20 protein-coding genes are annotated in these 21,742 nt (G+C 71.9%); 15 read left to right on the forward strand and 5 right to left on the reverse strand.

Annotation, left to right across the window (positions count from 1 at the left end):
- Positions 1 to 55: 55 nt before the first annotated feature.
- The 3 genes from AW274_RS01600 to AW274_RS01610 are packed head-to-tail and all read right to left on the reverse strand — an operon-like array spanning position 56 to position 3,355.
- Complete coding sequence (locus AW274_RS01600; RefSeq protein WP_062428582.1) at positions 56 to 946, reverse strand: MurR/RpiR family transcriptional regulator; 891 nt, start codon at positions 944 to 946, stop codon at positions 56 to 58.
- Complete coding sequence (locus tag AW274_RS01605; RefSeq protein ID WP_062428584.1) at positions 943 to 2,442, reverse strand: glycoside hydrolase family 3 protein; 1,500 nt, start codon at positions 2,440 to 2,442, stop codon at positions 943 to 945. Before AW274_RS01605 ends, AW274_RS01600 begins: the two co-directional genes overlap by 4 nt.
- Positions 2,432 to 3,355 carry an N-acetylglucosamine kinase gene (locus AW274_RS01610; RefSeq protein ID WP_232319934.1) on the reverse strand — a complete coding sequence of 308 codons (924 nt, stop codon included), beginning with the start codon at positions 3,353 to 3,355 and terminating at the stop codon, positions 2,432 to 2,434. The genes AW274_RS01605 and AW274_RS01610 overlap by 11 nt, the downstream gene beginning before the upstream one ends.
- Before the next feature lie 154 nt (positions 3,356 to 3,509).
- Here AW274_RS01610 and AW274_RS01615 point away from each other — a divergent pair, with 154 nt between their 5' ends.
- Genes AW274_RS01615 through AW274_RS01630 form a run of 4 tightly spaced genes read left to right on the forward strand, consistent with a single transcriptional unit; the run spans position 3,510 to position 6,004 of the window.
- Complete coding sequence (locus tag AW274_RS01615) at positions 3,510 to 4,466, forward strand: iron-containing redox enzyme family protein (protein ID WP_062428588.1); 957 nt, start codon at positions 3,510 to 3,512, stop codon at positions 4,464 to 4,466.
- Positions 4,456 to 4,656 (forward strand): CDGSH iron-sulfur domain-containing protein, encoded by a 201-nt coding sequence (locus AW274_RS01620; RefSeq protein WP_062341572.1) that lies wholly within the window; start codon positions 4,456 to 4,458, stop codon positions 4,654 to 4,656. Before AW274_RS01615 ends, AW274_RS01620 begins: the two co-directional genes overlap by 11 nt.
- Entirely contained in the window at positions 4,653 to 5,420 is a 768-nt protein-coding gene (locus AW274_RS01625; RefSeq protein WP_062428590.1) for an SDR family NAD(P)-dependent oxidoreductase, read from the forward strand. Before AW274_RS01620 ends, AW274_RS01625 begins: the two co-directional genes overlap by 4 nt.
- An 11-nt stretch (positions 5,421 to 5,431) precedes the next feature.
- Complete coding sequence (locus AW274_RS01630; RefSeq protein ID WP_062428595.1) at positions 5,432 to 6,004, forward strand: hypothetical protein; 573 nt, start codon at positions 5,432 to 5,434, stop codon at positions 6,002 to 6,004.
- On the opposite strand, the gene AW274_RS01635 is transcribed toward AW274_RS01630, so the two are convergent.
- Positions 6,001 to 7,716 carry a VanW family protein gene (locus tag AW274_RS01635; RefSeq protein ID WP_062428597.1) on the reverse strand — a complete coding sequence of 572 codons (1,716 nt, stop codon included), beginning with the start codon at positions 7,714 to 7,716 and terminating at the stop codon, positions 6,001 to 6,003. The genes AW274_RS01630 and AW274_RS01635 overlap by 4 nt on opposite strands.
- Positions 7,717 to 7,761: 45 nt before the next feature.
- Positions 7,762 to 8,235 (reverse strand): low molecular weight protein-tyrosine-phosphatase, encoded by a 474-nt coding sequence (locus tag AW274_RS01640; RefSeq protein ID WP_062430082.1) that lies wholly within the window; start codon positions 8,233 to 8,235, stop codon positions 7,762 to 7,764.
- Positions 8,236 to 8,431: 196 nt separating this feature from the next.
- On the opposite strand from AW274_RS01640, the gene AW274_RS01645 reads away from it, so the two are divergent.
- The 11 genes from AW274_RS01645 to AW274_RS01695 all read left to right on the forward strand — a co-directional run bounded on the left by AW274_RS01645 (position 8,432) and on the right by AW274_RS01695 (position 21,736).
- Positions 8,432 to 10,870, forward strand: coding sequence for a M14 family zinc carboxypeptidase (locus AW274_RS01645; RefSeq protein WP_062428600.1), 2,439 nt, complete (start codon positions 8,432 to 8,434; stop codon positions 10,868 to 10,870).
- A gap of 164 nt (positions 10,871 to 11,034) precedes the next feature.
- A complete protein-coding gene (locus tag AW274_RS01650) occupies positions 11,035 to 12,639 on the forward strand; it encodes an arylsulfatase (protein ID WP_083973767.1) in 1,605 nt (534 codons plus the stop codon).
- Position 12,640: 1 nt separating this feature from the next.
- On the forward strand, positions 12,641 to 12,964 hold the full coding sequence (locus AW274_RS01655; protein ID WP_062428604.1) for a cupin domain-containing protein: 324 nt from the start codon (positions 12,641 to 12,643) through the stop codon (positions 12,962 to 12,964).
- Positions 12,961 to 13,758, forward strand: a complete 798-nt coding sequence (locus AW274_RS01660) for an aminoglycoside 3'-phosphotransferase (protein WP_062428606.1) — start codon at positions 12,961 to 12,963, stop codon at positions 13,756 to 13,758. The genes AW274_RS01655 and AW274_RS01660 overlap by 4 nt, the downstream gene beginning before the upstream one ends.
- Before the next feature lie 91 nt (positions 13,759 to 13,849).
- A complete protein-coding gene (locus AW274_RS01665) occupies positions 13,850 to 15,070 on the forward strand; it encodes a glycoside hydrolase family 16 protein (protein WP_062428607.1) in 1,221 nt (406 codons plus the stop codon).
- A 184-nt stretch (positions 15,071 to 15,254) separates the two neighbouring features.
- Positions 15,255 to 16,403, forward strand: a complete 1,149-nt coding sequence (locus AW274_RS01670; RefSeq protein ID WP_062428609.1) for an ROK family transcriptional regulator — start codon at positions 15,255 to 15,257, stop codon at positions 16,401 to 16,403.
- Between the two features lie 86 nt (positions 16,404 to 16,489).
- Positions 16,490 to 17,584, forward strand: a complete 1,095-nt coding sequence (locus AW274_RS01675; RefSeq protein WP_083973768.1) for a sugar ABC transporter substrate-binding protein — start codon at positions 16,490 to 16,492, stop codon at positions 17,582 to 17,584.
- The gene (locus tag AW274_RS01680; RefSeq protein WP_062428614.1) at positions 17,581 to 19,098 is read left to right on the forward strand and encodes a sugar ABC transporter ATP-binding protein; all 1,518 of its coding nucleotides are present in this window, start codon (positions 17,581 to 17,583) and stop codon (positions 19,096 to 19,098) included. The genes AW274_RS01675 and AW274_RS01680 overlap by 4 nt, the downstream gene beginning before the upstream one ends.
- On the forward strand, positions 19,091 to 20,017 hold the full coding sequence (locus AW274_RS01685) for an ABC transporter permease (RefSeq protein ID WP_062428617.1): 927 nt from the start codon (positions 19,091 to 19,093) through the stop codon (positions 20,015 to 20,017). The genes AW274_RS01680 and AW274_RS01685 overlap by 8 nt, the downstream gene beginning before the upstream one ends.
- The gene (locus AW274_RS01690) at positions 20,014 to 20,940 is read left to right on the forward strand and encodes an ABC transporter permease (RefSeq protein WP_062428618.1); all 927 of its coding nucleotides are present in this window, start codon (positions 20,014 to 20,016) and stop codon (positions 20,938 to 20,940) included. Before AW274_RS01685 ends, AW274_RS01690 begins: the two co-directional genes overlap by 4 nt.
- Positions 20,933 to 21,736 (forward strand): SMP-30/gluconolactonase/LRE family protein, encoded by an 804-nt coding sequence (locus AW274_RS01695; protein ID WP_062428620.1) that lies wholly within the window; start codon positions 20,933 to 20,935, stop codon positions 21,734 to 21,736. Before AW274_RS01690 ends, AW274_RS01695 begins: the two co-directional genes overlap by 8 nt.
- Positions 21,737 to 21,742: the final 6 nt, after the last annotated feature.

Consider the following 21,742-nt stretch of genomic DNA (forward strand, 5'->3'; position numbering starts at 1 on the left):
TCAATTTTTTTCACCCGTGGCGACGGATGTGGAGTTAATTTTTACTCAGGGTCATCTAGCTGCGATGACGCCTCTCGGCGTAGCGATCAAGAGCGTCCTTGGTGACCCGAAGCGCGGTGTCGGCGGCGCTGAAGGTGCGCTGGGCGACACCCACGAAGACGCAGTCGACGATGAGCAGCTGACTGATCCGCGAGGCGAGCGCGCCGGGCCGGAACTCGGTCTCGCGGCCCGCCGAGACCAGCACGTGGGCCGCCAGCCCGGCCAGCGTCGAGCGCGGGTTGTTGGTGATCGCGACGACGGTCGCGCCGGCCTCGCGGGCGGCCCTGATCGGCTCGACCACGTCGGCCGTCTCGCCGGTGCAGCTGACCGCCACCCAGAGGTCGCCGGGCCCGGCCAGGGCGGCGGCCGTCAGGGCGAGGTGGACGTCGGTGAACGGGTGCCCGGCCAGGCCGATGCGCATCAGCTTCTGCGCCATGTCGGCCGCGACCAGCCCGGACGCCCCCACGCCGAGCATGCTGACCCGGTTGGCCCCGACGACGGCGTCCACGACCTGGGCGAGCCGTTCGGGGGTGAGCTGGGCGGCGGTGTCGGCGATGGCGTCCGACTCGGCGCGGGTGACCTTGGCGATCACGTCGGCGAGCGGGTCGGAGGGGGCCAGGTCGCCCGGCACCAGCCGGTCGGCCGCCTGCCGCGACTGGGTCTGCGCCGAGGCCGCCGCGAGCGCCAGGCGCAGCTCGGAGTAGCCCGAGAAGCCCAGCGCGCGGGCGGTCCGCACGATCGTGGCCTGGCTGGCGCCCGAGGCGGCGCTGAGCTCGGTGATCGTGCTGCGGGCGACCATCGCGGGATCGTCGAGGATCAGCCGGGCGATCGACCGCACCGAGGGGGTGAGCGAGGGAAGCACCGCCCGCACGCTCGCCACCAGGTTCGCGGCTGTCGGTCCGCTCATGGGGGGCTCTCCTTCTCCGGCGTGGTCTCCGGCGTGTTCTCCGGGGTGGGGGGTCGGTGGGCCAGCCGGCGCGCGGCGGCCCTGGCCGAGGCGCGGGAGTTGCCGTTCGTGGCGACGTAGCCCGCGCCGGCCGGGGGGCCGGGCAGGCCGGTCTCCACGACGATCGCGTCGGGCCGGGTCTCCAGGGCCCTGCCCAGCACCTCTCTTATCCAGCCGTGCCGGGCGGCGTCCTGCACGACCACCACGAGGGGGCGGTCGGCGCTGAGGTCGGGGAGGGGGTCGCCGACGGTGACGGAGACCGCCTGGGTGCCGGGGAGGAGCTCGGCCAGCGCGCGGGCGACGCCGGGCGGGGTGCCGCTGTCGGCGGCCTGGTTCGGGCGGGCGGTGACCTCCACGACCAGCGGGGCGCGGTCGAGCCGGGGTTCGCCCACCACGTGGAGGGCGGCGATGGCGGCCGTCAGGCCCAGGTCGTCGTCGGGCTCGCCCGCGGCGGCGGCCCGCGCGCCGGCCTGGCCCGCGTGCCAGCCGACCAGCTCGCCGACCCGGCGGGACGCCTCGGCCAGGCGTTCCTCCGGGAGCCGTCCCTGCCTCACCGCGGCCACGATGGCGTCGCGGAGGGCGTACACGGAGGAGCCGTCGGCGGACGAGATGCCCGCGCAGACCGCGTCGGCCCCGACGGACAGGGCCCTGACCGCGATCTCCTCCGGCGGCCAGTGGGCGGCGACCGCCCGCATCTCGATCGCGTCGGTCACCACCAGGCCGCCGAAGCCGAGGGTCTCGCGGAGCAACCCGGTCATGACCGCGTGGCTGAGCGTCGCGGGCACGTCGTCGAGGGCGGGCACCAGCAGGTGCCCGACCATGATCGCCCGCACCCCGGCGTCGATCGCGGCCCGGAAGGGGCGCAGGTCGCGTTCGGCGAGGACCTCGGGAGAGGCGTGCACGGTCGGCAGCTCGACGTGGGAGTCGGCGATCGTGTCGCCGTGGCCGGGGAAGTGCTTGGCGCAGGCCGCCACGCCGGACCCCTGGAGCCCGTCGACCCAGGCGGCGGTGTGCCGGGCGACCAGCCCGGGGTCGGCGCCGAACGAGCGCACGCCGATGACGGGGTTGTCGGGGTTGGCGTTCACGTCGGCGACGGGCGCGTAGTCGAGGCTGATGCCGGTGGTGCCGAGGAGCCGGCCGATCCGGCGGGCGACGTGCTCGGTGACGTGGACGTCGTCGGCGACGCCGAGGGCCCGGTTGCCCGGCCACGAGCTGCCGTCGCGCGCCTCCAGGCGGGTGACCGACCCGCCCTCCTCGTCGACCGCCACGACGACGTCGGGGCTCTCGGCCCTGATCTGGGCCACCAGGTCGGCGGTCCGCATCTGGTCGGACAGGTTGCGGGCGAACAGGACGACCCCGCCGAGGCCGTCGCCGAGCGCCCTTCTCAGCCAGTCGGGCGGCGCGGTGCCGTCGAACCCGGGCTGGAGCACGCTCATCGCCATCCGCTCAAGCCGCATGCGCGTCCCCGATCACCCGGCGGTGCGCGTCGGCCGACGGGAACGCCACCCGGAGCGCCAGCGCGGCGGCCCCGGCCGCGTTGTCGCGGGCGGGGATGGTCGCGACGTCGCCGAGTTCGGCCCTGACCAGCCGGGCCAGCTCGGTCGGCTGGGTGAGCAGCGACCCGGCGAGCACCATGGGTCCGGGGCCGGGCCCGAGCGCGCGGGCGGTGGCGGTGAGGCGGCGGGCGGCGTCGATCATGATGGCGATGGCGGCCTCGTCGCCGAAGCGGGCGGCCTCGTCGGCGATCGGCGCGAACCGGCCGAGGGAGGCCGGGCCCTGGTCGGCGACCTGGGCGTACACGCGGGAGACGATCTCGTCGGGCGAGCGGCCGAGGTCGAGCCGGTCGACCAGGTCGGTGCGCACGCCGCGGCCGTCGAGGGACTTCAGCGCCGCCGTCACGGCCTGGCGGCCGATCCAGACGCCGGAGCCCTCGTCGCCGACCAGCCAGCCGTGGCCGTCGGCGACCCTGACCACGTCCCACCCGGCGATGCGGGCCGCGACCGAGCCCGTGCCGGCGAGCAGGACCGTGCCGTCGGGCTCGGCCGTCGCGCCGGCGAAGGCCACGAGCACGTCGGCCACCACGAACGGCCGCCCGGGGAGCCCGGCCGCCCGCCACGCCTCGGCGGCGAGCTTCCCGGCCCGTCCGGCACCTGATCCGGCCAGGCCGAACACGCCGGCGACGACCCGCGCGGGGTCGAGCCCGCGCATGGCCTCGCGGAGCGCGGCCAGCAGGTTCGCGGCCGGATCGGCGGCCGAGACCACGTTCGCGCCCGCGGCGTGGCCGCGCCCCGCGACCCGGCCGTCTTGGCCGACGACCACGCATCGGGTGCTGGTGCCCCCGCCGTCCACTCCGATGATCAACGCTGTCACAGCTCATCCCCCTGGAAATACCTTCCAAGAAGGTACAAGAGGATGAAGATTTCCTACAACGACCACGCTGTTAGCCTCGTCACTTCCGGGGTCACGCGCCCCTTATGGATCACTTTGAGGCGGTTAGCGGACCTCAGCCGGGTATGGGGAGCGCATGGGACGCCTACCTCGGCCCCGAGGGCCGATCTCCGAGGGGATCATCTCCGCACTCTCCGGCGGCCCCCTGCCGCCCGCCGGCGACCCCGACCCGTTCGGGGAGGATCTCCACCTGTCCCTGTACGCCTGCTACGAACTCCACTACCAGGGCTTCGACGGCGTCGACCCCGAATGGGAGTGGGACCCCGGCCTGCTGGCCCTGCGCCGCGACCTCGAACGCGTCTTCCTGACGGCGCTGCGCGACGGCGTCGCGGGGGGCGCCGACGTCGAGGCGGAGGTCGACGCGGCGATGGCCGACTCCCCCGGCGGGATCTCGCACTTCCTGGAGGCCAAGGGCGAACTCTGGCACCTGCGCGAATACGTGGTCCACCGGTCGGCCTACCACCACAAGGAGGCCGACCCGCACGCCTGGGTCATCCCCCGGCTGACCGGCCAGGCCAAGGCGTCGCTCGTCGCGGTCGAGTTCGACGAGTTCGGCGGCGGCCGGCACGCCCGCATGCACTCGAAACTGTTCGGCGACCTGATGCGCGCCCTCGACCTCGACGACGCCTACCTGGCCCGGCTCGACGACGTCCCGGCGCCGATGCTGGCCGTGGTCAACATGATGTCCCTGTTCGGCCTGCACCGGTCGCTGCGCGGCGCCCTGGTCGGCCACTTCGCCTCGGCCGAGATCACCACCTCGCCGGGCGCGGCCCGGATGGCGCGGGCCCTCGACCGGTTGGGCGTCGGCGAGAAGGTGTTCTTCACCGAGCACGTGGAGGCGGACGCCGTCCACGAACAGGTGCTGCGCCGCGACGTCGTCGGCGACCTGCTGCGGCGCGAACCCGCGCTGACCGGCGACGTCGTCTTCGGCTTCCAGGCCACCGACCTGCTGGAGGGCCGGTTCTCCCGGCACGTGCTCGACGCCTGGGACCGGGGCCGCACCTCGCTCAGGGAGTCCCCCGATGGCCGGTGACCCGACGCGGATCACGATGGTGACCGGCGGCCCGATCCTGGTGGAGGGCCCGGTGGAGATCACCCTGGACGACGGCCGGGTGGTGCGCTCCGACCGCTTCGTGGTCGCCCTGTGCGCGTGCAAGCGCAGCCGGACCTACCCCATCTGCGACACCAGCCACCGACCCAAGCACCGACGGGGAGAGTCATGAACATCGATCTCACGGGCAAGACCGCGCTGGTCACCGGCTCGACGCAGGGCATCGGCCTGGCCATCGCGACCGGCCTGGCCCGCTCGGGCGCCAGGGTCGGCGTGAACGGCCGCAACCCCGAACGCGTCGAGAAGGCCGCCGCCGAGGTGGGCGGCTTCCCGGTCGTGGCCGACGTGGTCGAGGGCGCCGACGACATCCTGAAGGCGCTCCCGGACGTCGACATCCTGGTCAACAGCTTCGGCGTCTTCGAGTCGCGCCCCGCCCTGGAGATCACCGACGGCGAGTGGCGCCGCTACTTCGAGGCCAACGTCCTGTCGGCGGTCCGGCTGACCCGCGCCTACCTGCCCGCCATGATGAAACGCGGCTGGGGCCGCGTCCAGTACATCGCCAGCGACTCGGCCGTCGCGACGCCCATCGAGATGATCCACTACGGCATGTCGAAAACGGCCCTGCTGGCGGTCTCGCGGGGCTTCGCCAAGGAGGCGGCGGGCACGGGCGTGACGGTCAACAGCGTCATCGCCGGCCCGACCCACACGGGCGGCGTCGAGGATTTCGTGTACGGCCTGGTCAGCCGCGACCTGCCATGGGAGGAGGCGCAGCGGGAGTTCATGCGGCGGCACCGGCCCCACTCGCTGATCCAGCGGCTGATCGAACCGGAGGAGATCGCCAACATGGTGACCTACCTGGCGTCGCCACTGGCGTCGGCGACGACGGGCGGGGCGCTCCGGGTCGACGGCGGTTACGTGGACGCGATCCTGCCCTAGATGATCAGTGCATGTATGACGTGTTCGAATCCCAGTGGGAGAACTTCGACGACCACTTCGTCATGGCCTGGGCCGAGGGCCTGACGATCGAGGAGACCGCCCGGCGGCTGGGCGCCGACCCGGCCACGGCGACCCCGTGCCCGCTGGCGGAACTCCCCCCGTTCGAAACCGAGATGCTCGACGTCGTCACCTTGATCGGGGAGTTCGGCGGCTGGACCCTGACGCTCCAGGTCCTCATGGGCGACGCGAACGACGCCGAGAAGCTCGCCGCCCTCTCCGCCGGCGGCGGCCGCGCGATCGGCATCGGCTGGATCAACGGGGACAACCATCGGGTGAACGTCGCCGCCGACGGCGAAGAGGTGTTCTCCGAACGCTTCGCGGACGCCCTGCGGCCCGGCGGCCCGCTGGCCCCCCACGCCGACGGCCTGAGCATCCCCGACCGCGACGAGATCCCCGACGACGAGGACTACCCCGAGGCGGCGGTGATCAGCACCGTCCTGACGGCCGTCGGCCGGTACGTCGGCCGGCAGGTCGACGAGGAATGGCTGACCAGGCCTCACGTGGCGTATCTGGTCAGAGGCTAGTCCTCGCAGGTGAGCACCGGTTCGGCGTCGTAGACCGTGTGGAACTTCTGGCGCCGGACCTCCTTGCCGTCCTTCTTGAACACCCGGGTCACGTCGATCGAGAAGCCCTGGGCCCCGCCCATCGGCAGGCAGTCGGGCCCCGAGTCCGTGATGGGGTCGGCCGAGTTCACGTTGTACGGGCCCGAGCTCTCCGCCTCGATCTCCCAGCGTTTGGTGCTCCAGAACGTCACCGTCACCGACGTCGAGGTGTACGACGTCGTCACCAGCACCCCGTACTTCGAGTCGTTCTTCCAGCGGAAGTCCGGTTGCGGGTACGACACCGTCGACTCCCGTCCGGCCGGGTAGCGGGAGATGTAGTACTGGTGCGCCATGTGCTGGACGTCCTGGAAGCCGCCGAAGAACACGGCGTTGAACATGGTCGTCACGAACTGGGAGATGCCGCCGCCGACGTCGTTGACGAACCGGCCGCTGGAGATCATGGGGGCGGAGACGAAGCCGCGGGCGGTGTCGCGCTTTCCGACGGTGCCGTTCAGGGAGAAGGTCTCCCCGGGCATCACCAGGTGGTTGTCGAGGATGTCGGCGATGGTGTGGATGTTGGTCACGCGGGGGGCGCAGCAGGGGTGGTGGGTGGTGAAGGTCGACACCTTCTCCTTGATGCCGAGCGCCTTCGCCTTCTCCGTCGTCAGTGCCGGCTCGCTGGTGGTGAAGGCCACCTCGACGGTACGGTCGCCGCTGCCCGCCACCGTCTCCTCGACCGCGGTCTTCAGGGCCGCCGCGTCGACGCCCTGGCCGGTCTGCGACGGCACCACCACCGGCTTGCCCTTGACGATCTTGAAGCGGGCGTCCTTGGGGGCCTTGGCCGCGTCGACCAGGCGTTCCTCGACCCCGGCCAGGGCTCTGCGGGCGTTGAACGCGGGGCGTAACTCCCCCTGCTCGTCGGGCAGGAACCGCAGGTTGGCCGCGACGACGGCGGCGGGCAGCTCGGCCGACCGGCCGCCGTTGGTCAGGGTGATCGGGCCGGCCGCCTCCTTGGCGGTGGAGGCCGCGAAGCGGCGCATCGCGTCGGCCGTCGTGTACGGCTCGACGACGCCGAGTTCCAGGGAGACGGTCCGCTCGCCCTGGAGGTAGGCCTGCCGCAGTTTCCCGGCGGCGTCGGCCCGGTCGACGGCGCGTCCGGCGGCGGGGGTCACCACCCGGGGGGTGAGGCCCCGGTAGAGCACGCCGCCCTGCCGGGCCGGGCGGTCGGCGCCCTCGGCCACGGCGGCGACGGCGGCCGCGAGGCGCTCCTCGTCCACCTTCAGCCGCAGCGGGACGTCCCGGCGGCCGAACAGGGCCTGAAGGGAGTCGACCACGCCGCCCTGCGCGGCGGCCACGGTGCCCGCGAGGTCGAAGGCGAGGCCGGCGTCTTCGGGGACGACCTCGGTCTCCTTGCCGCCGGCGGTGACCACGATGGGGCGGTCGGCGCGGACGGCGAGCCCGGCCTCCAGCCTCTCCCGCGCGTCGGCCGGGTCGAGGCCGCCGACGTCGATCCCGGCGACGAAGGTGTTGCGGGGCAGTTCCCCGGCGAACGCCACGGCGGGCCCGCCGACCGCCGCGACCAGCGCCAGGACGACCAGGCCGGCGATGACGAGGGGGGTCCTCGACCGGCGCGGCGGCTCCGGCGGGGGCGCGCTCCGGCCTAACCCGCTGGCCCCATCGGTCACGTACGTCACAGCCGGCCTCCCACCCATTTCGGGCATTTTAGGGGGCCGGAGGACCTATGCGGTCAGCCGCGTCCTTATCTCCGCGACAAGTCCGGCGGCCGCCGCCTCGATCTGGACGCGCACTTTCTCGAAGTCGGCGCGGCCCCCGTAATAAGGGTCGGCGACGTCGGGGGAATCGGCGTCGGGGTCGAATTCGCGCAGCAGCCGGACTTTCTCCCGGTCGGCCTCGCTCGGGGCCATGGAACGCAGGTCGCGCAGGTGGCCGTTGTCGAGGGCGATGATCAGGTCGTACCGGCGGAACCACAACGCGCGGAACTGGCGGGCGCTGTGGGCGCTGGTGTATCCGGCCCGGCGCAGGGCGGCGATCGTGCGGTGGTCGGCGGGTTTGCCGATGTGCCAGCCCTGGGTGCCGGAGCTGTCGACCTCGACGTCGAGACCGGCGTCGTCGAGGCGGCGGCGCAGGATGTGCTCGGCCATCGGGGAACGGCAGATGTTGCCGGTGCAGACGAACGTCACGCGAAAGACCACGACGCGCACCCTATACCCGAGAACTTTGTCACCTGATGTCCGTATAGACCATTTAGTTATCGAAACTTCCCGAATCGGTTGTTTCGACAGCTTGACGGTGATCATCTTTTGGGCGAAGACTTCAAAAATAATCTGCGTGCCCTCTCCCGCCCGGTAGAACCTCGCCCGGCAGGCACGCACATCTGGAGGAACTTCAGTGAGGATCGTTCCCCGAAGGAGGAGCCGCCAGCTGGCGGTCGGCCTCGCCATCCCCATCGCCCTCGTGCTCAGCCCGCTGCCGAGCCTCGCTGACCCGGTGCCACCGGTCAGCGCGGTTCCCGCCGACCGGCAGCCCGCCGGCACCCAGAACGGTGTCGCGCTGATCCGCATCGTCGTTCCCGACCAGGCGGCCGTCGACCGCCTGAACGACATGGGCGTCGACCTCGCCGAGTACAAGAAGCCCGTCGACGACGGCCTCGAGGTCCACGCGGTGCTCAGCCCCGAGGAGGCCCAGGCGCTCCGCGACCAGGGCTTCGACCTGCGCGGCACCATCTCCGACCAGAGCGACGTCGCCGAGAACCAGGCGCAGCGACGCCAGGCGCTCGCGCGCATCGCCGCCGCGGAGGCGGCCGACAGCGACAAGCTGACCGTGCTGCGCTCGGAGTGGTTCACCAACACCGGCAACCAGCGTTTCCTGTCGGTCGAGGTCAAGTCGAGCGCCGTGGACGCCGAGACCGTGCTCACCGTGAGCTGGGACAACGGACCGGGCACCGAGCCCGGTTCGGGCGGCACCGCCACGATGAGCCGCTTCACCGACGCCGGTCAGTACATGTACCACCGGTTCAACTCGCCGCTGCCGATCAACACCGCTCCCTCCAAGGTGACGATCTCCAGCAACCGCGGCGGCACGACCACGGTCGACGTGAAGGAGTGGCTCGGCGCGCCGCAGAAGGCGCCCAGCCCCCACTACGTCTCCGACTTCATCGACCACTACATGGACCCGACGGAGATCACCGACCGCATCGTCGGCCTCGCCGCCGAGTTCCCGAAGATCGCCGAGATCGTCGACCTGCCGAACAAGACCAACGGCTACCGCCGCCTGGCCCAGGCGCAGTTCGGCGGCACCGGCGCGGCCGCGTTCTACGTGAGCTCCAAGGCGTACGGCCACGAGGGCGGCAACGACATCACGTTCGCGCTGGCCAACCCGGGCACCGCGAGCAGCCCGCTCTCGGTCGCGGTGACCGCCAAGGCGATCTCGGTCAGCCTCGGCACCGACGCCGCCGGCGCGGTCAACAGCACCACCAAGCAGGTCGTGGACGCCGTCAACGCCAGCCCGGCCGCTTCCGCCCTGGTGAAGGCCAGCCTCTACCGCACCAACACCGGCGCGGCCGTGGCCCCCACCTCGGCGGCGACCGCGCTGACCGACGGCCTCAAGGCCCCGGCGGCCATCTCGCGCGAGCCCTTCCAGACGAAGGTGCTGCGCATCGGCCGCGACCGCGACGGCTCGAAGACCGGCGTCTTCCTGTACTGCCAGGAGCACGCCCGCGAGTGGGTGACCCCGATCACCTGCCTGGAGACCGCCGAGCGGCTGCTGCGCAACTACGCGCACGACCGCCAGACCAAGGACCTGGTCGACGACCTCGACATCTTCGTCCTGCCGGTCACCAACCCCGACGGCGCGCACTACAGCTTCTACGACTTCAACTCGATGCGCCGCAACATGACCAACCACTGCCCCGAGAACAACGGCGACCCGGGCCGCCGCAACTCGTGGGGTGTGGACCTCAACCGCAACTTCTCCGTCGGTTCGCTCACCGACGGCTACAGCGGCGCCTCAAGCTCCTGCACCAGCGACACCTACGCCGGCCCGGCGGAGCTGTCGGAGCCGGAGGCCAAGAACGAGGTCTGGCTGACCCACCAGTTCCCGAACATCAAGTTCGCGATGAACACCCACTCGTACGGCGGCTACTTCATGTGGCCTCCGGGCGCCTACAAGTCGGCCGGCCGTGAGCTGCTGCCGCGCGTCGACTTCGGCACCGAGAACTACTTCTGGGACGCCTCGTCCGAGATCCTGTCGGCCGTCCAGGCCTGGCGCGGCACGGGCATCTGGCCGGGCCGCACCGGTCCGGTCCCGGACGTGCTGTACTCGGCCGCCGGCAACAGCGCCGACGAGCACTGGTTCAACCGCGGCATCATCGGCTGGGACTTCGAGGTCGGCGCCGACCTCTGGAACCCGACCACCAAGCGCTTCGAGCCCGTCGGCTTCCAGCCGCCGTTCGCGGAGGGCCACCAGGAGGCCATGGAGTTCGCCAACGGCCAGATCGCCATCCTGAAGGTGGCGAGCGAGTTCGCCGACGACGGCAAGCGGCCCACCTCCAGCCTGGTCAAGGTGTCGAGCGGTCCGGGCACCGCGACCTTCACCTTCTCGGTGAACGAGGCCGCCAACGTCTACTACACCCTCGACGGCAGCAGGCCGACGCTCCAGAGCACCAAGCTGGAGCAGGCCGGTATGCGCGAGGGCGCGGCGCACATCACGGTCGACAAGAACACCACCGTCAACTGGTTCTCGGTCGACATCGCCGGGAACGTCGAGCGGAACTACGACCCCGCCACCGGCTCGGGCAACTACAGCTCGAAGGTCGTCAAGGTCGGATAACGCAGCACCAGACGGCCGCCGGGCAGCCCGCCCGGCGGCCGTCGCCGTTCCGCTTTCATTAGAGGTTTCCCGACAGCTGGCGTGAAAAGATCAGATCCGGTACGTTCCAGCACGGCGGGCCGCATTCCCGGCTCCCCCCTGCCCTCACCAGAAGCCAAGGATCAATGCTGTCCACTACCAGGCGAGGATTCCTCGCGGGCACCGGCGGGATGTTCGCCGCCGGTCTGGCCTCCGCGAGCGTGGCCCAGACGGCTGAGGCGCGTCCCCGCGCCCCGCGCAACATCGTCCTGATCCTCGCCGACGATCTGGGCGTGAGCGAGATCGGTCCCTACGGCCAGCGCATCATCGCGACGCCGAACCTCGACCGCATGGCGGCCCAGGGCGTGCGCTTCCGCAACGCCTTCGCGGGCTCCTCGCTCTGCGCGCCGTCGCGCTGCTCCCTGCTGACCGGCCTGCACACCGGTCACGGGACCGTCCGCGAGAACCCCGAAGGCGGCCCGCAGCACGCGCTGAACCCGGGCGACCTGACCTTCGCCGAGGTCGCGCGGCTGGCCGGCTACCGCACCGCCCTCATCGGCAAGTGGGGCTTCGGGCCCGAGCAGCCCGACCAGGACTCCCACCCGAACGTGCGCGGCTACGACGAGTTCTACGGCTACATCACCCACGTCCACGCCCACCAGTACTGGCCGACGTACCTGTGGCACAACCGCGAGATGGTGGCCTTCGACGGGGCGACGTACTCCCCCGACTTCCTGCGCGACCGCGCGGTCAAGTTCATCAGGGAGTCGGCCAAGGACGGCAAGCCGTTCCTGCTCCAGTTCGCCACGATCCTGCCCCACTCGCCGAGCGAGATCCCGGGCGACGCGGGCCAGTACGCCGACATGCCGTGGACCAAGGCCAACCGCCGCCACGCCGCCCAGGTGACCCGGCTCGACGCCCACGTGGGCGACATCCTGCGCACCCTGCGCGAGGCGGGCGTGGCCGACGACACCATCGTGATCTTCACGGCCGACAACGGCCCCCATCACGAGAAGGGCGTCGACCCGAACATCTTCAACTCCAACGGCCCCTACCGGGGCGTCAAGCGTCAGCTGTACGACGGCGGCATCCGCATCCCGATGATCGCCTACAACCCGTCGTTCACCCCGAAGGTCGTCGAAGACCACGTGGCGTTGTGGGACATCCTGCCGACGGTGGCCGACGTCGCGGGCCTGCCCGTCCCGGCCCACGTCGACGGCCGTTCGTTCCGCGGCCTGCTGACCGGCGACCGCTACGCGGGCCACCCGTTCCTGGTGTGGAACCGGCCGCGCAAGATGCAGGCGATCCGGCGCGGCCACTGGAAGCTGATCCGCTTCGAGCCGAACATCGCCGGGGCCGGCCCCGAGGGCCGCAACGAGCTGTACGACCTGCGCGGCGACCGGGGCGAGCGCCACAACGTGGCCGAACGCCACCCGAAGCTGGTCGCGGAGCTGACCGAGCTGCTCGACGGGGCCATCGGCCCCGACCCGCGCATCCCCTACGGCCTGACGGCCCGCGAGGAGGCCGGCGGCGTGGTGGTCGCGCTGGCCAACGGCTCGAACGGCCCGTGGACGAAGGTCCGCCTCTACCTCGACGACGACGACGCCAAGAGCGTCGGCCAGGAACGCCTGGTCAAGGCCGAGTCGTTCGTGGCGACGTTCCCGAAGCGGGGCAGGGTCGCGCACGCCCGCTTCACCGCCGGCGGCGAGGAGATCCACTTCCGGACCAAGGTCCAGAAGGCGCCCCACTGACATGCGGATCATCGAAGGCGCCGGGGTCTGGGCCGGCGGGGGCGACGACTGGACCGAGCACCTGCGCACCCCCGACCTGTCGGTGGGCACCTACTGCATCCCGGCGGGCGGCCTCGACGACCAGAGCCCGCACACCGAGGACGAGATCTACGTCGTGACCACCGGCCGCGCCCGCATCGTCACCCCGACGGGCGAGGCGCAGGTCGGTCCCGGCGCGGTCATCTTCGTCCCGGCGGGCGAAGACCACCGCTTCGTCGACGTGACCGAGGACCTGACCCTCCTGGTGGTCTTCGGCCCGGCCTACGGCTCCCGCGGCGGCACGTGAGCAGTCCACCGATCGCCGGGCCGCCGTCCGGTCCGGTGGACGTCCCGCCCGTGGTGGCGGCCTTCGCCGGGGGCGGCGCCGTCACCCCGGTCTGGCGCAACGGGCTCGGCGGCCTGACCTTCCGCGTCGGCGACCAATACGTGAAGTGGTCGCCCGCGACGAGCCCGGGGCCGGACCTGCGCGTCGAAGCCGACCGTCTCCGGTGGGCCTCCCCGTGGGCGAGGGTGCCGCGCGTCGTCGGCCAGGGCGCGGACGAACACGGATCGTGGCTGGTCACCGAGGCGCTTCCCGGGTGGTCCCCCGTCGACCCCCGGCGGCCCGTCACACCGGAGATCGCGGCGCGGGCCATCGGCCGGGGGTTGCGGTCGCTGCACGACGCCGCTCCCGTGGCCGGCTGCCCCTTCGACTGGGGCGTGCCCATGCGGCTCGCCAAGGCCGACCGGCGCATCGCCGCCGGCATGAGCCCGGCCGAGTGGTGGCCGGAGCACCGGGGCCTGGACGTGGAGCGTGCCAGGGCGAAGCTCGGCAGCCCGCCGGAGATCGACCGGCTGGTCGTCTGCCACGGGGACGCGTGCGTGCCGAACACGCTGATCGACGACGCCGGTTCGTTCGCCGGTCACGTCGACCTCGGTTCGCTCGGCGTGGCCGACCGCTGGGCCGATCTGGCGGTGGCGGCGTGGAGCATGGACTGGAACTTCGGGCCCGGTCACGACGGGCTGGTCTATGAGGCGTACGGGGTGGCTCCGGACCCCGTGCGCATCGCCTATTCCCGCCTGCTCTGGGACCTCACGTAGATCAATAAGGAAACTTTCCTATTGACAACTCAAGTGACAGGGGTGTTACATCCTCTTAATTTAAGCCGTAAAGCGCTTCCGGAGGACTCCCATGCGCCGACCGAGGCTGCTCCTCGCCCTGTTAACCGCGGCCGCCACGCTCGTCAGCGGGCTGGTGGCCATCCCCCAGGCACAGGCCGCCATCGGCCCCGTGACCTGGTCTGACGAGTTCAACGCTCCGGCGGGCACGTCGATCGACGGGTCCAAGTGGAAGTTCGACATCGGCGGCGGCGGCTGGGGCAACAACGAGCAGCAGTACTACACGAACTCGACTCGCAACGTTTACCACGACGGCGCGGGCAACCTCGCGATCACAGCCCGGCGGGAGAACCCGTCGAACCTCCAGTGCCACTACGGAACCTGCCAGTACACCTCCGGCCGCATCCTCACGGCCGACCGGTTCACGCAGGCGTACGGGCGGTTCGAGGCGCGACTGAAGATCCCGAGGGGGCAGGGCATCTGGCCGGCGTTCTGGATGCTGGGCGGCGGCACCTGGCCCAACGGCGGCGAGATCGACATCATGGAGAACGTCGGCAACCAGCCGAACACCGTCTACGGCACCGTCCACGGCCCCGGCTACTTCGGCGGCACGGCGGTCGGCGGCAACCGGTCGATCGGCGCCCCGCTCGCCGACGCCTTCCACACCTACCGCGTCGACTGGTCGCCCAACCTGATCATCTGGTACCTCGACGGGTCGGAGTTCTTCCGCGTCACCCCCTCCAGCCTGCGTGGCAACGCCTGGGTCTTCGACCACCCGTTCTTCATGATCCTGAACGTGGCGGTCGGCGGCTACTGGCCCGGCTACCCCGACGGCTCCACCCAGTTCCCGCAGACCATGCTGATCGACTACGTCCGCGTCTCAGCCTGGCAGCCCGACGGCGGCGGCGGCACCGGCAGCAACCTGCGGTCGGCCATGAACAGCAAGTGCATCGACATCCCCGCCGCCAACCCGGTCGACGCCGCCAGGCTGCAGATGTACGACTGCAACGGCACCGCCGCCCAGCAGTGGTCGATCAACTCCGACGGCACGGTCCGCGCGATGGGCAAGTGCATGGACGCCGCCGCGGCCGGCACCGCCAACGGGACCGCGATCCAGCTCTACACGTGCAACGGCACCGCCGCCCAGCGCTTCACCCTGTCGGGCGCGGGCGACCTGGTGAACGTCGCCGCCAACAGATGCGTCGACATCGCCGGCCGCAACACCGCCAACGGAGCCCAGCTCCATCTGTGGGACTGCACGGGCGCCTCCAACCAGAAGTGGTCGCGCTCGTAACGTCCAGAAAAAAGAGAAAGGGCGCCCGCGACCCGGGCGCCCTTTCTTTTGCCCGCAGTTCTGCCTGTTTCAGGCTTAATTCAGTCGTGACACGCCGGTCATCCGGTTGAGTATTGACGGTTTTCGGCACCGGTTCGATACTCGGTTCACTCTTGGAGAGCGTTCTCTGTGAGGGGGTGAACCCATGTCCCGGCGGATCGCCAACCGCACCCGTGTCATCCGCGCGCTGCGGGAGCGCGGCCCGTTGTCGCGCCGCGAGCTCGCCGGAATCGGGTTGTCCCGCTCGACCGTCACCGCCGTCGTCGAGGAGCTCGTCGGCGCGGGGCTGGTCGTCGAGGTCTCCGGGCCCGCCCGGGGAGCCGGGCGGCCGGCGCAGCTCATCTCGCTCTCCCCCGCGCTCGGGGTCGCGGTGGGGGTCGAGATCGCCAACGGGGTGGTCCGGGCGGCGGTCTGCGACCTCTCCCGGCGGCTGCTCGCCCATGACGCGGTCGTGGTCGACGAGCGTACAAGACCCGAAGAGACGCTGGTCGTGGTGGCCGAGCTGGTCGACCGGCTGCTCGGCGGGCGGTCGCGCGACGACGTGCTCGGGGTCGGGATCGCGATCCCGGGGCCGATCCAGCGCGGCACCGGGCGCAACGGGCGGGCCACCACGCTGAAGCCGTGGGTGGACGTCAACCCCTACGTCACCGCGGCCGAGGCGCTGAAGCTGCCGATCGCGGTCGACAACGACGCCAACCTCGCCGCCGTCGCCGAGGCCACGTGGGGCGCGGCGCGCGGGCTGCGCGACGTCGCCTACGTCTACTCCGCCGCCGGCATCGGCGTCGGGTTCATCCTGAACGGCTCCCTGTACGCCGGCGCGAACGGCACCGCCGGGGAGCTCGGCCACACCACGATCGACGAGAACGGCGAGATCTGCGAGTGCGGCGGCCGGGGCTGCCTGAACACGCTGGCCAACGCCGCGTCGATCTCCCTCAACCTGCGCCGGAGCCATGGACGCGAACTGTCCATCGCCGAGGTCATCGCGCTCGCCCACGACGGGGATCTCGGTTGCCGCCGGGTCATCGCCGACGCGGGCCGGCACATCGGGCTGGCCGCGGCCAACCTCTACAACCTGCTCGACCCCGAGCTGATCGTCCTGGGCGGGAACCTCGCGCCCGCCGGGGAGATCCTGCTGGGGCCGCTGCGGGAGTCCATGGCCCGACGGGCCATCCACGCCGGGGAGGTGCTGCCGCCCTTCATCGTCGGCGAGCTCGATCAGGACGTGGTGGTCGTGATGGGCGCCGCCGCCGTCGTGCTGCGGGACGACGAGAGGTTCCCGCTGCCCGACAGGTGACGGCCCGGCTCACGGTTGCCGCCGCGAGCCGGGCCTTTTACGCCACGGGGTGGGCCCGTGGCGGCGACACAAATAGTGGAGCAGTCATGAATTTACCTCGCCTCGGCATGCTTCTCGTGCTGGTGCTGGCGACGGCCTGCGGGACGGCGGCCGAGCCGCCCGCGTCGGCCCCCGCCGCCGGATCCTCAGGGAAGCTGAAGATCGCCCTGTCCAACTCGTTCATCGGGAACCAGTGGCGGGTCGAGATGGAGAACGTCTTCAAGGCGGCGTGCGCGATGCCGCCGTACAAGGACCAGGTCGACTGCAGCGTCTTCAACGCCGGCAACGACGTGTCGACGCAGTCGCGGCAGATCTCGAACCTGATCTCGCAGGGCGTCGACGGCATCGTCATCAACGCGGCCTCGACGAGCGGGCTCAACGGGGTCGTGCAGCAGGCCTGCGATCGAGGCATCACCGTGGTGTCGTTCGACAACACCGTCGATCACCCGTGCGGGATCACGGTCAACACCGACCAACTGAAGTTCGGGCAGCAGCTCGCGCAGTTCATCGTCGACGAGCTCGGCGGCACCGGCAACGTGGTCATGGTCACCGGCGTGGCCGGGACCGGCGCCGACAACGACCGCAACAAGGGCGCCAAGGAGGTGTTCGCGGCCAACCCCGGGATCAAGGTGGTGGCCGAGTACAGCGGCATGTGGGACTCGGCGACCGCCCAGCGGGTCACCGCCGCGCAGCTGCCGAGCCTGCCCGACGTCGACGGCGTGTGGGTCTCGGGCGGCACCGACGGCGTCATCAAGGCGTTCGCCGACGCCAAGCGGGAGATGCCGGTGTTCGGCGGGGAGGCCGAGAACGGCTTCCGCAAGTACATGGCCGGAACGCTGACGCCGCAGGTCAAGGGCATGTCCATCGGCCAGCCGCCCTACCTGTCGGTGGTCGCGCTGGAGCTGGCGCGGGCGGTCATCAAGAAGGAGCGCGCGAAGGGCAACCTGACGATCCCGTTCCCGGTCGTGACCGGCTCGGCGCTCACCCCGGGTGAGACGGTCTTCCCCGACCTGCCCGACAGCTTCTTCGCCGACTTCACCGACTCGGGGCCGAACGCGATCCTGGTGTTGTGCCAGCAGGCCGCGACCGACGGCACCCCCTGCCCCGGCGCGACCCTCTCCGTCAAGCTCGGCACCCCATGACCGTCACGGCCACCGGGGTCGGGCGCGCGTTCGGCGGCGTCCAGGCCCTCCGGGACGCGTCGTTCGCGGCGCGTCCCGGGGAGATCCACGCCCTGGCCGGGGAGAACGGCGCGGGGAAGAGCACCCTCATCAAGGTGCTCTGCGGCGCGATCCGCGCCGACACCGGGACCGTCGTGGTCGAGGGCCGGGTCGCGACCGCGTTCCAGGAGCTCTCGCTGCTGCCCGACCTGACCGTGGCGGAGAACCTGCTGCTGGCCGCGCCGCCCCGGGGGCGGCTCGGCCTGGTCCGCCGCAGCCGCCTCGCCGACGAGGCCGCTCTGATCCTCTCCCGGTACGGGGCCTCCGGCGTCGACCCCCGCTCCCCCGCCCGTGACCTGGCCGTCTCCCAGAAACAGGTGGTCGAGCTGGTGCGAGTGCTGGCCCTGGAGCCCGACGTGGTCTTCCTGGACGAACCGACGGCCGCCCTGGCCGAACGCGAGGTCGACTGGCTCGCCGGGCACATGCGCCGCCTGCGCGACGCCGGGGCGTGCGTCATCTTCACCTCGCACCGATGGCGGGAGATCGAGCGCCTGGCCGACCGCGTGACCGTCTTCCGGGGCGGCACGAACGTGGCGACGCGCGACCGCCTGTCGGAGGAGGAGGCCATCACCCTGATGACGGGCCGCACGCTCGGCGCCACCTACCCCGACGTCTCGGAGATCGTTCCGGGAGAGAGCGCGCTGACGGTGACCGGCCTGACGAGCGGGCGGCTCCGCGAGGTGTCGTTCGAGCTGCGCAGGGGCGAGATCCTCGGCGTGGGCGGCCTGGCCGGGCAGGGCCAGCGCGACCTCTTCCTGACCCTGTTCGGCGCGGGGAAACCCGCCGCCGGACGGTTGTCGGTCACCCGGGCGACCGGCGGCACGGCCGAGCCGGTCGCCGACGGCCGGCCGAGCGCCCGCGCGGGCCTGCTGCCGGACTGGCCGGTACGGCTGCGGCAGCCCCGCGACGCCATCAAGGCCGGGATCGCCTACGTGCCCGAAGACCGCAAGGCCGAAGGGCTGCTGCTGCACCTGTCGATCCGCGACAACATCGCGCTCGCCACGCTGGCCCGGCGCTCCCGCGCCGGGTTCATCCGGCACCGGGCCGAGAAGGCCGCCGTCTCGGGCATCGCCGGGAAGCTCGCCATCGGCGCCGGGCGCTCGACGGCGCAGGCGGCCGGCACGTTGTCGGGCGGCAACCAGCAGAAGGCGGTGATGGCCCGCTGGCTGCTCACCGACGCCGACGTCTTCCTGCTCTACGACGTCACCCGGGGCGTCGACGCCGCCACCAAGCACGACATCTACCACCTCATCGCCGACCTGGCCCGCGACGGCAAGGCGATCCTCTTCTACTCCAGCGAGACCGAGGAGATCGCCGGGTTGTGCCACCGCGTGCTGGTGCTGCGCGAGGGCCGGATCGCGGCCGAGCTGCCCGGCCCTGTCGGCGACGCGGAGACCATCGTGGCCGCCTCGATCAGGGAGCCCGCCGATGCGTGACCTCCAGGACCGGCTCGGCTACCTCGTGCTGGCGGCGACCGCGCTCGCCTACTTCACCGTCTACACCACCAGCCTGGGCCGGCCGCCCGGCTCGTTCGACTACCTCGCGATCCTCAACACCACGATGCCGCTCGTGCTGGTCGCGCTCGGGCAGAGCCTCGTCGTGCTCACCGGCGGCATCGACCTGTCGGTCGGCGGGGTCGTGAGCCTGTGCGTCGCGATCACCGCCGCCACCGGGGGCGCCCCCGGCTGGATTTTCGCCGTGGTGCTGCTCGGCGGCCTGTGCGGCCTGGTCAACGGCCTGGTGGTGGCGTACGGGCGGATCGCGCCCATCCTCACCACCCTGGCCACGTTGTCGGTCTACACCGGGGCGGCCCTGTGGGTGCTGCCCGTCCCGGGCGGGTCGATCGCGCCCGAGGTCAGGGCGGTGTTGTCGAACCCGAACGTGCCCACCGGCCTCGGCTGGCTGGCGCTGGCCGTGGCCGGCTGGTGGGTGCTGCGCCGCACCCGGTTCGGCATGCGCGTCTACGCCGTCGGCAGCGACGAGACCTCGGCCCGCGCGGTCGGCGTGCCGGTCGAGCGGGTCAAGGCGAAGGTCTACGCGCTGTCGGGCCTGTGCTCGGCCGCCGCGGCGGTGTTCTACGTCGCCACGACGACGGCGGGCGACGCCAACGCCGGGGCGCCGTTCATCCTCACCTCCATCGCCTCGGTCGTCGTCGGCGGGGTCGCGTTCACCGGCGGGAAGGGCAGCGCGATGGGCGCGGTGGCGGGCGCGGTCGCGCTCACGCTGGTCATCGACGTGTTGTTCTTCGCCGGGATCGACCCGCTCTACCAGTCGCTCTTCCAGGGGTTGTTCCTGGTCGTCGCGGTGCTGCTCGGCACCGGGGCCGCCCTGCTCGCCCGCCGGAGGGCCGCGTGAACCGCCGTGCCGCCTACGCCGTCGCCGTCGCGGCGGTCGTGCTGATCCTCGGGGCCGTGTTGTCGCCGGGCTTCGCGTCGTGGCCGGGCCTGCGCGCCGTCCTGATCGTGGCGAGCTTCACCGGCTTCGTCGCGGCCGGGCAGATGCTGGTGGTCCTGGTCGGCGGCATCGACCTGTCGATCCCGTGGGTGCTCAACGCGGCGGCGATCGTGCTGACCACGACCGGCCTGGGCCTGGCCGACCGGCTGCCGCTCGCGCTGGCGCTGGCCGTCGGGGCGGGCCTGCTGGCGGGCCTGGTCAACGGCCTGGGCGTCGCCTGGCTCGGGGTGCCGGCGGTCGTCATGACGCTGGGCATGAACGGCGTCCTGCAGGGCCTCACCCTGGGCGTCTCCCAGGGTCTGACCTGCGGAGACTGCGGCCACTACGCGCCGCAGCCGCTCCGGGACCTGTTCGCCGGCACCGTCCCGGCCGCGCTGCTGGTCTGGCTGGGCGCCGCGCTGTTCGTGACGGTCCTGCTCACGCTGACCACCTTCGGGCGCCGCGTGTACGCGACCGGCGCCAACCCCCGCGCCGCCTACCTGTCCGGGGTGGGGGTGAAGGGGGTGACGGTCGCCCTCTACACGCTGTCGGGCGGGTTCGCCGCGCTCGCGGGCATCATGCTGGTCGGCTACGGCGGACAGGCGTCGCTGGGCCTCGGCGACCCCTACCTGTTCGAGTCGATCGCGGCCGTCGTCGTCGGCGGGGTCTCCATCCTCGGCGGCCGGGGCACCTACGTCGGCGTCATCGCCGGGTCGCTGACGCTGGTGGCCGTCACCACGGTGCTGCGCGCCCAGCAGGTGCCCGAATACGGCCGCCTGATGATCTACGGCCTGGTCATCCTGGCCATCCTGTTCGCCTACGGCCGGGAGAGGGCCCATGATTGACGTCTTCAGCGACATCCCCTGCGCGCTGGGCGAGAGCGCCCTCTGGGACGGCGAACGCCTCTACTGGGTCGACATCCTCGGCCACCGCATCTACGCCAAACCCTGGTCCGGCGGCGACACGGCCGTCGTCGCCACCCCCGGCCCGGTCGGCGCGGTCGCGCTGCGCCGAACGGGCCTGGTCGCCACGCTCCGCCACAGCATCGCCTTCGCCGACGTCGACGCGGGCACCGTCGAGAGCGTCGTCCAGGTCGAGAGCGCCCCGGAGAACCGGCTGAACGACGGCGCGGTCGACGCCGAGGGCCGGTTCTGGTTCGGTTCGATGAACCTGGCCGAGAAGGACCCGACCGGCTCCTTCTACCGCCTCAACCCCGACCTCACCGTGGAGAAGGTCTTCGGCGGCGTCATCTGCTCCAACGGCCCGGCGTTCAGCCCCGACGGGAAGACGGTCTACCACGTCGACTCCACGGCGCGGCGCATCACGGCGTACACGGATGAGGGCAGCCGGATCTTCGCCACCGACGACGACTGCTTCCCCGACGGCCTGGCCGTCGACGCCGAGGGCGGCGTGTGGAACTGCAAGTGGGACGGCGCGCGCGTCGTCCGCTACGCCCCCGACGGCACGATCGACCGGGTCATCGAGGTCCCGGTCGAACGGCCGACCCGGTGCGCCTTCGCCGGGCCGGGCCTCGACGTCCTGGCGATCACCACGGCGAAGGGAGACCGGCCGCTGTCGGGCCAGGTGCTCCTGGCCGACCCGGGGGTGAAGGGGCTCCCGGCCCATCGGTTCCCGGGCTGACCGGCG

The sequence above is a fragment of the Herbidospora daliensis genome, assembly GCF_001570585.1.
Taxonomy (GTDB): domain Bacteria; phylum Actinomycetota; class Actinomycetes; order Streptosporangiales; family Streptosporangiaceae; genus Herbidospora; species Herbidospora daliensis.

Excerpts from the sequence above, each read along its gene's own strand:
- AW274_RS01655 (WP_062428604.1), top strand. The coding sequence starts at position 12,641 with ATGCGGATCATCGAAGGCGCCGGGGTCTGGGCCGGCGGGGGCGACGAC.
- AW274_RS01615 (WP_062428588.1), top strand. The coding sequence starts at position 3,510 with ATGGGACGCCTACCTCGGCCCCGAGGGCCGATCTCCGAGGGGATCATC.
- AW274_RS01650 (WP_083973767.1), top strand. The coding sequence starts at position 11,035 with ATGCTGTCCACTACCAGGCGAGGATTCCTCGCGGGCACCGGCGGGATG.
- AW274_RS01620 (WP_062341572.1), top strand. The coding sequence starts at position 4,456 with ATGGCCGGTGACCCGACGCGGATCACGATGGTGACCGGCGGCCCGATC.
- AW274_RS01605 (WP_062428584.1), bottom strand. The coding sequence starts at position 2,442 with ATGCGGCTTGAGCGGATGGCGATGAGCGTGCTCCAGCCCGGGTTCGAC.
- AW274_RS01695 (WP_062428620.1), top strand. The coding sequence starts at position 20,933 with ATGATTGACGTCTTCAGCGACATCCCCTGCGCGCTGGGCGAGAGCGCC.
- AW274_RS01675 (WP_083973768.1), top strand. The coding sequence starts at position 16,490 with ATGAATTTACCTCGCCTCGGCATGCTTCTCGTGCTGGTGCTGGCGACG.
- AW274_RS01685 (WP_062428617.1), top strand. The coding sequence starts at position 19,091 with ATGCGTGACCTCCAGGACCGGCTCGGCTACCTCGTGCTGGCGGCGACC.
- AW274_RS01665 (WP_062428607.1), top strand. The coding sequence starts at position 13,850 with ATGCGCCGACCGAGGCTGCTCCTCGCCCTGTTAACCGCGGCCGCCACG.
- AW274_RS01625 (WP_062428590.1), top strand. The coding sequence starts at position 4,653 with ATGAACATCGATCTCACGGGCAAGACCGCGCTGGTCACCGGCTCGACG.
- AW274_RS01670 (WP_062428609.1), top strand. The coding sequence starts at position 15,255 with ATGTCCCGGCGGATCGCCAACCGCACCCGTGTCATCCGCGCGCTGCGG.
- AW274_RS01680 (WP_062428614.1), top strand. The coding sequence starts at position 17,581 with ATGACCGTCACGGCCACCGGGGTCGGGCGCGCGTTCGGCGGCGTCCAG.
- AW274_RS01630 (WP_062428595.1), top strand. The coding sequence starts at position 5,432 with ATGTATGACGTGTTCGAATCCCAGTGGGAGAACTTCGACGACCACTTC.
- AW274_RS01600 (WP_062428582.1), bottom strand. The coding sequence starts at position 946 with ATGAGCGGACCGACAGCCGCGAACCTGGTGGCGAGCGTGCGGGCGGTG.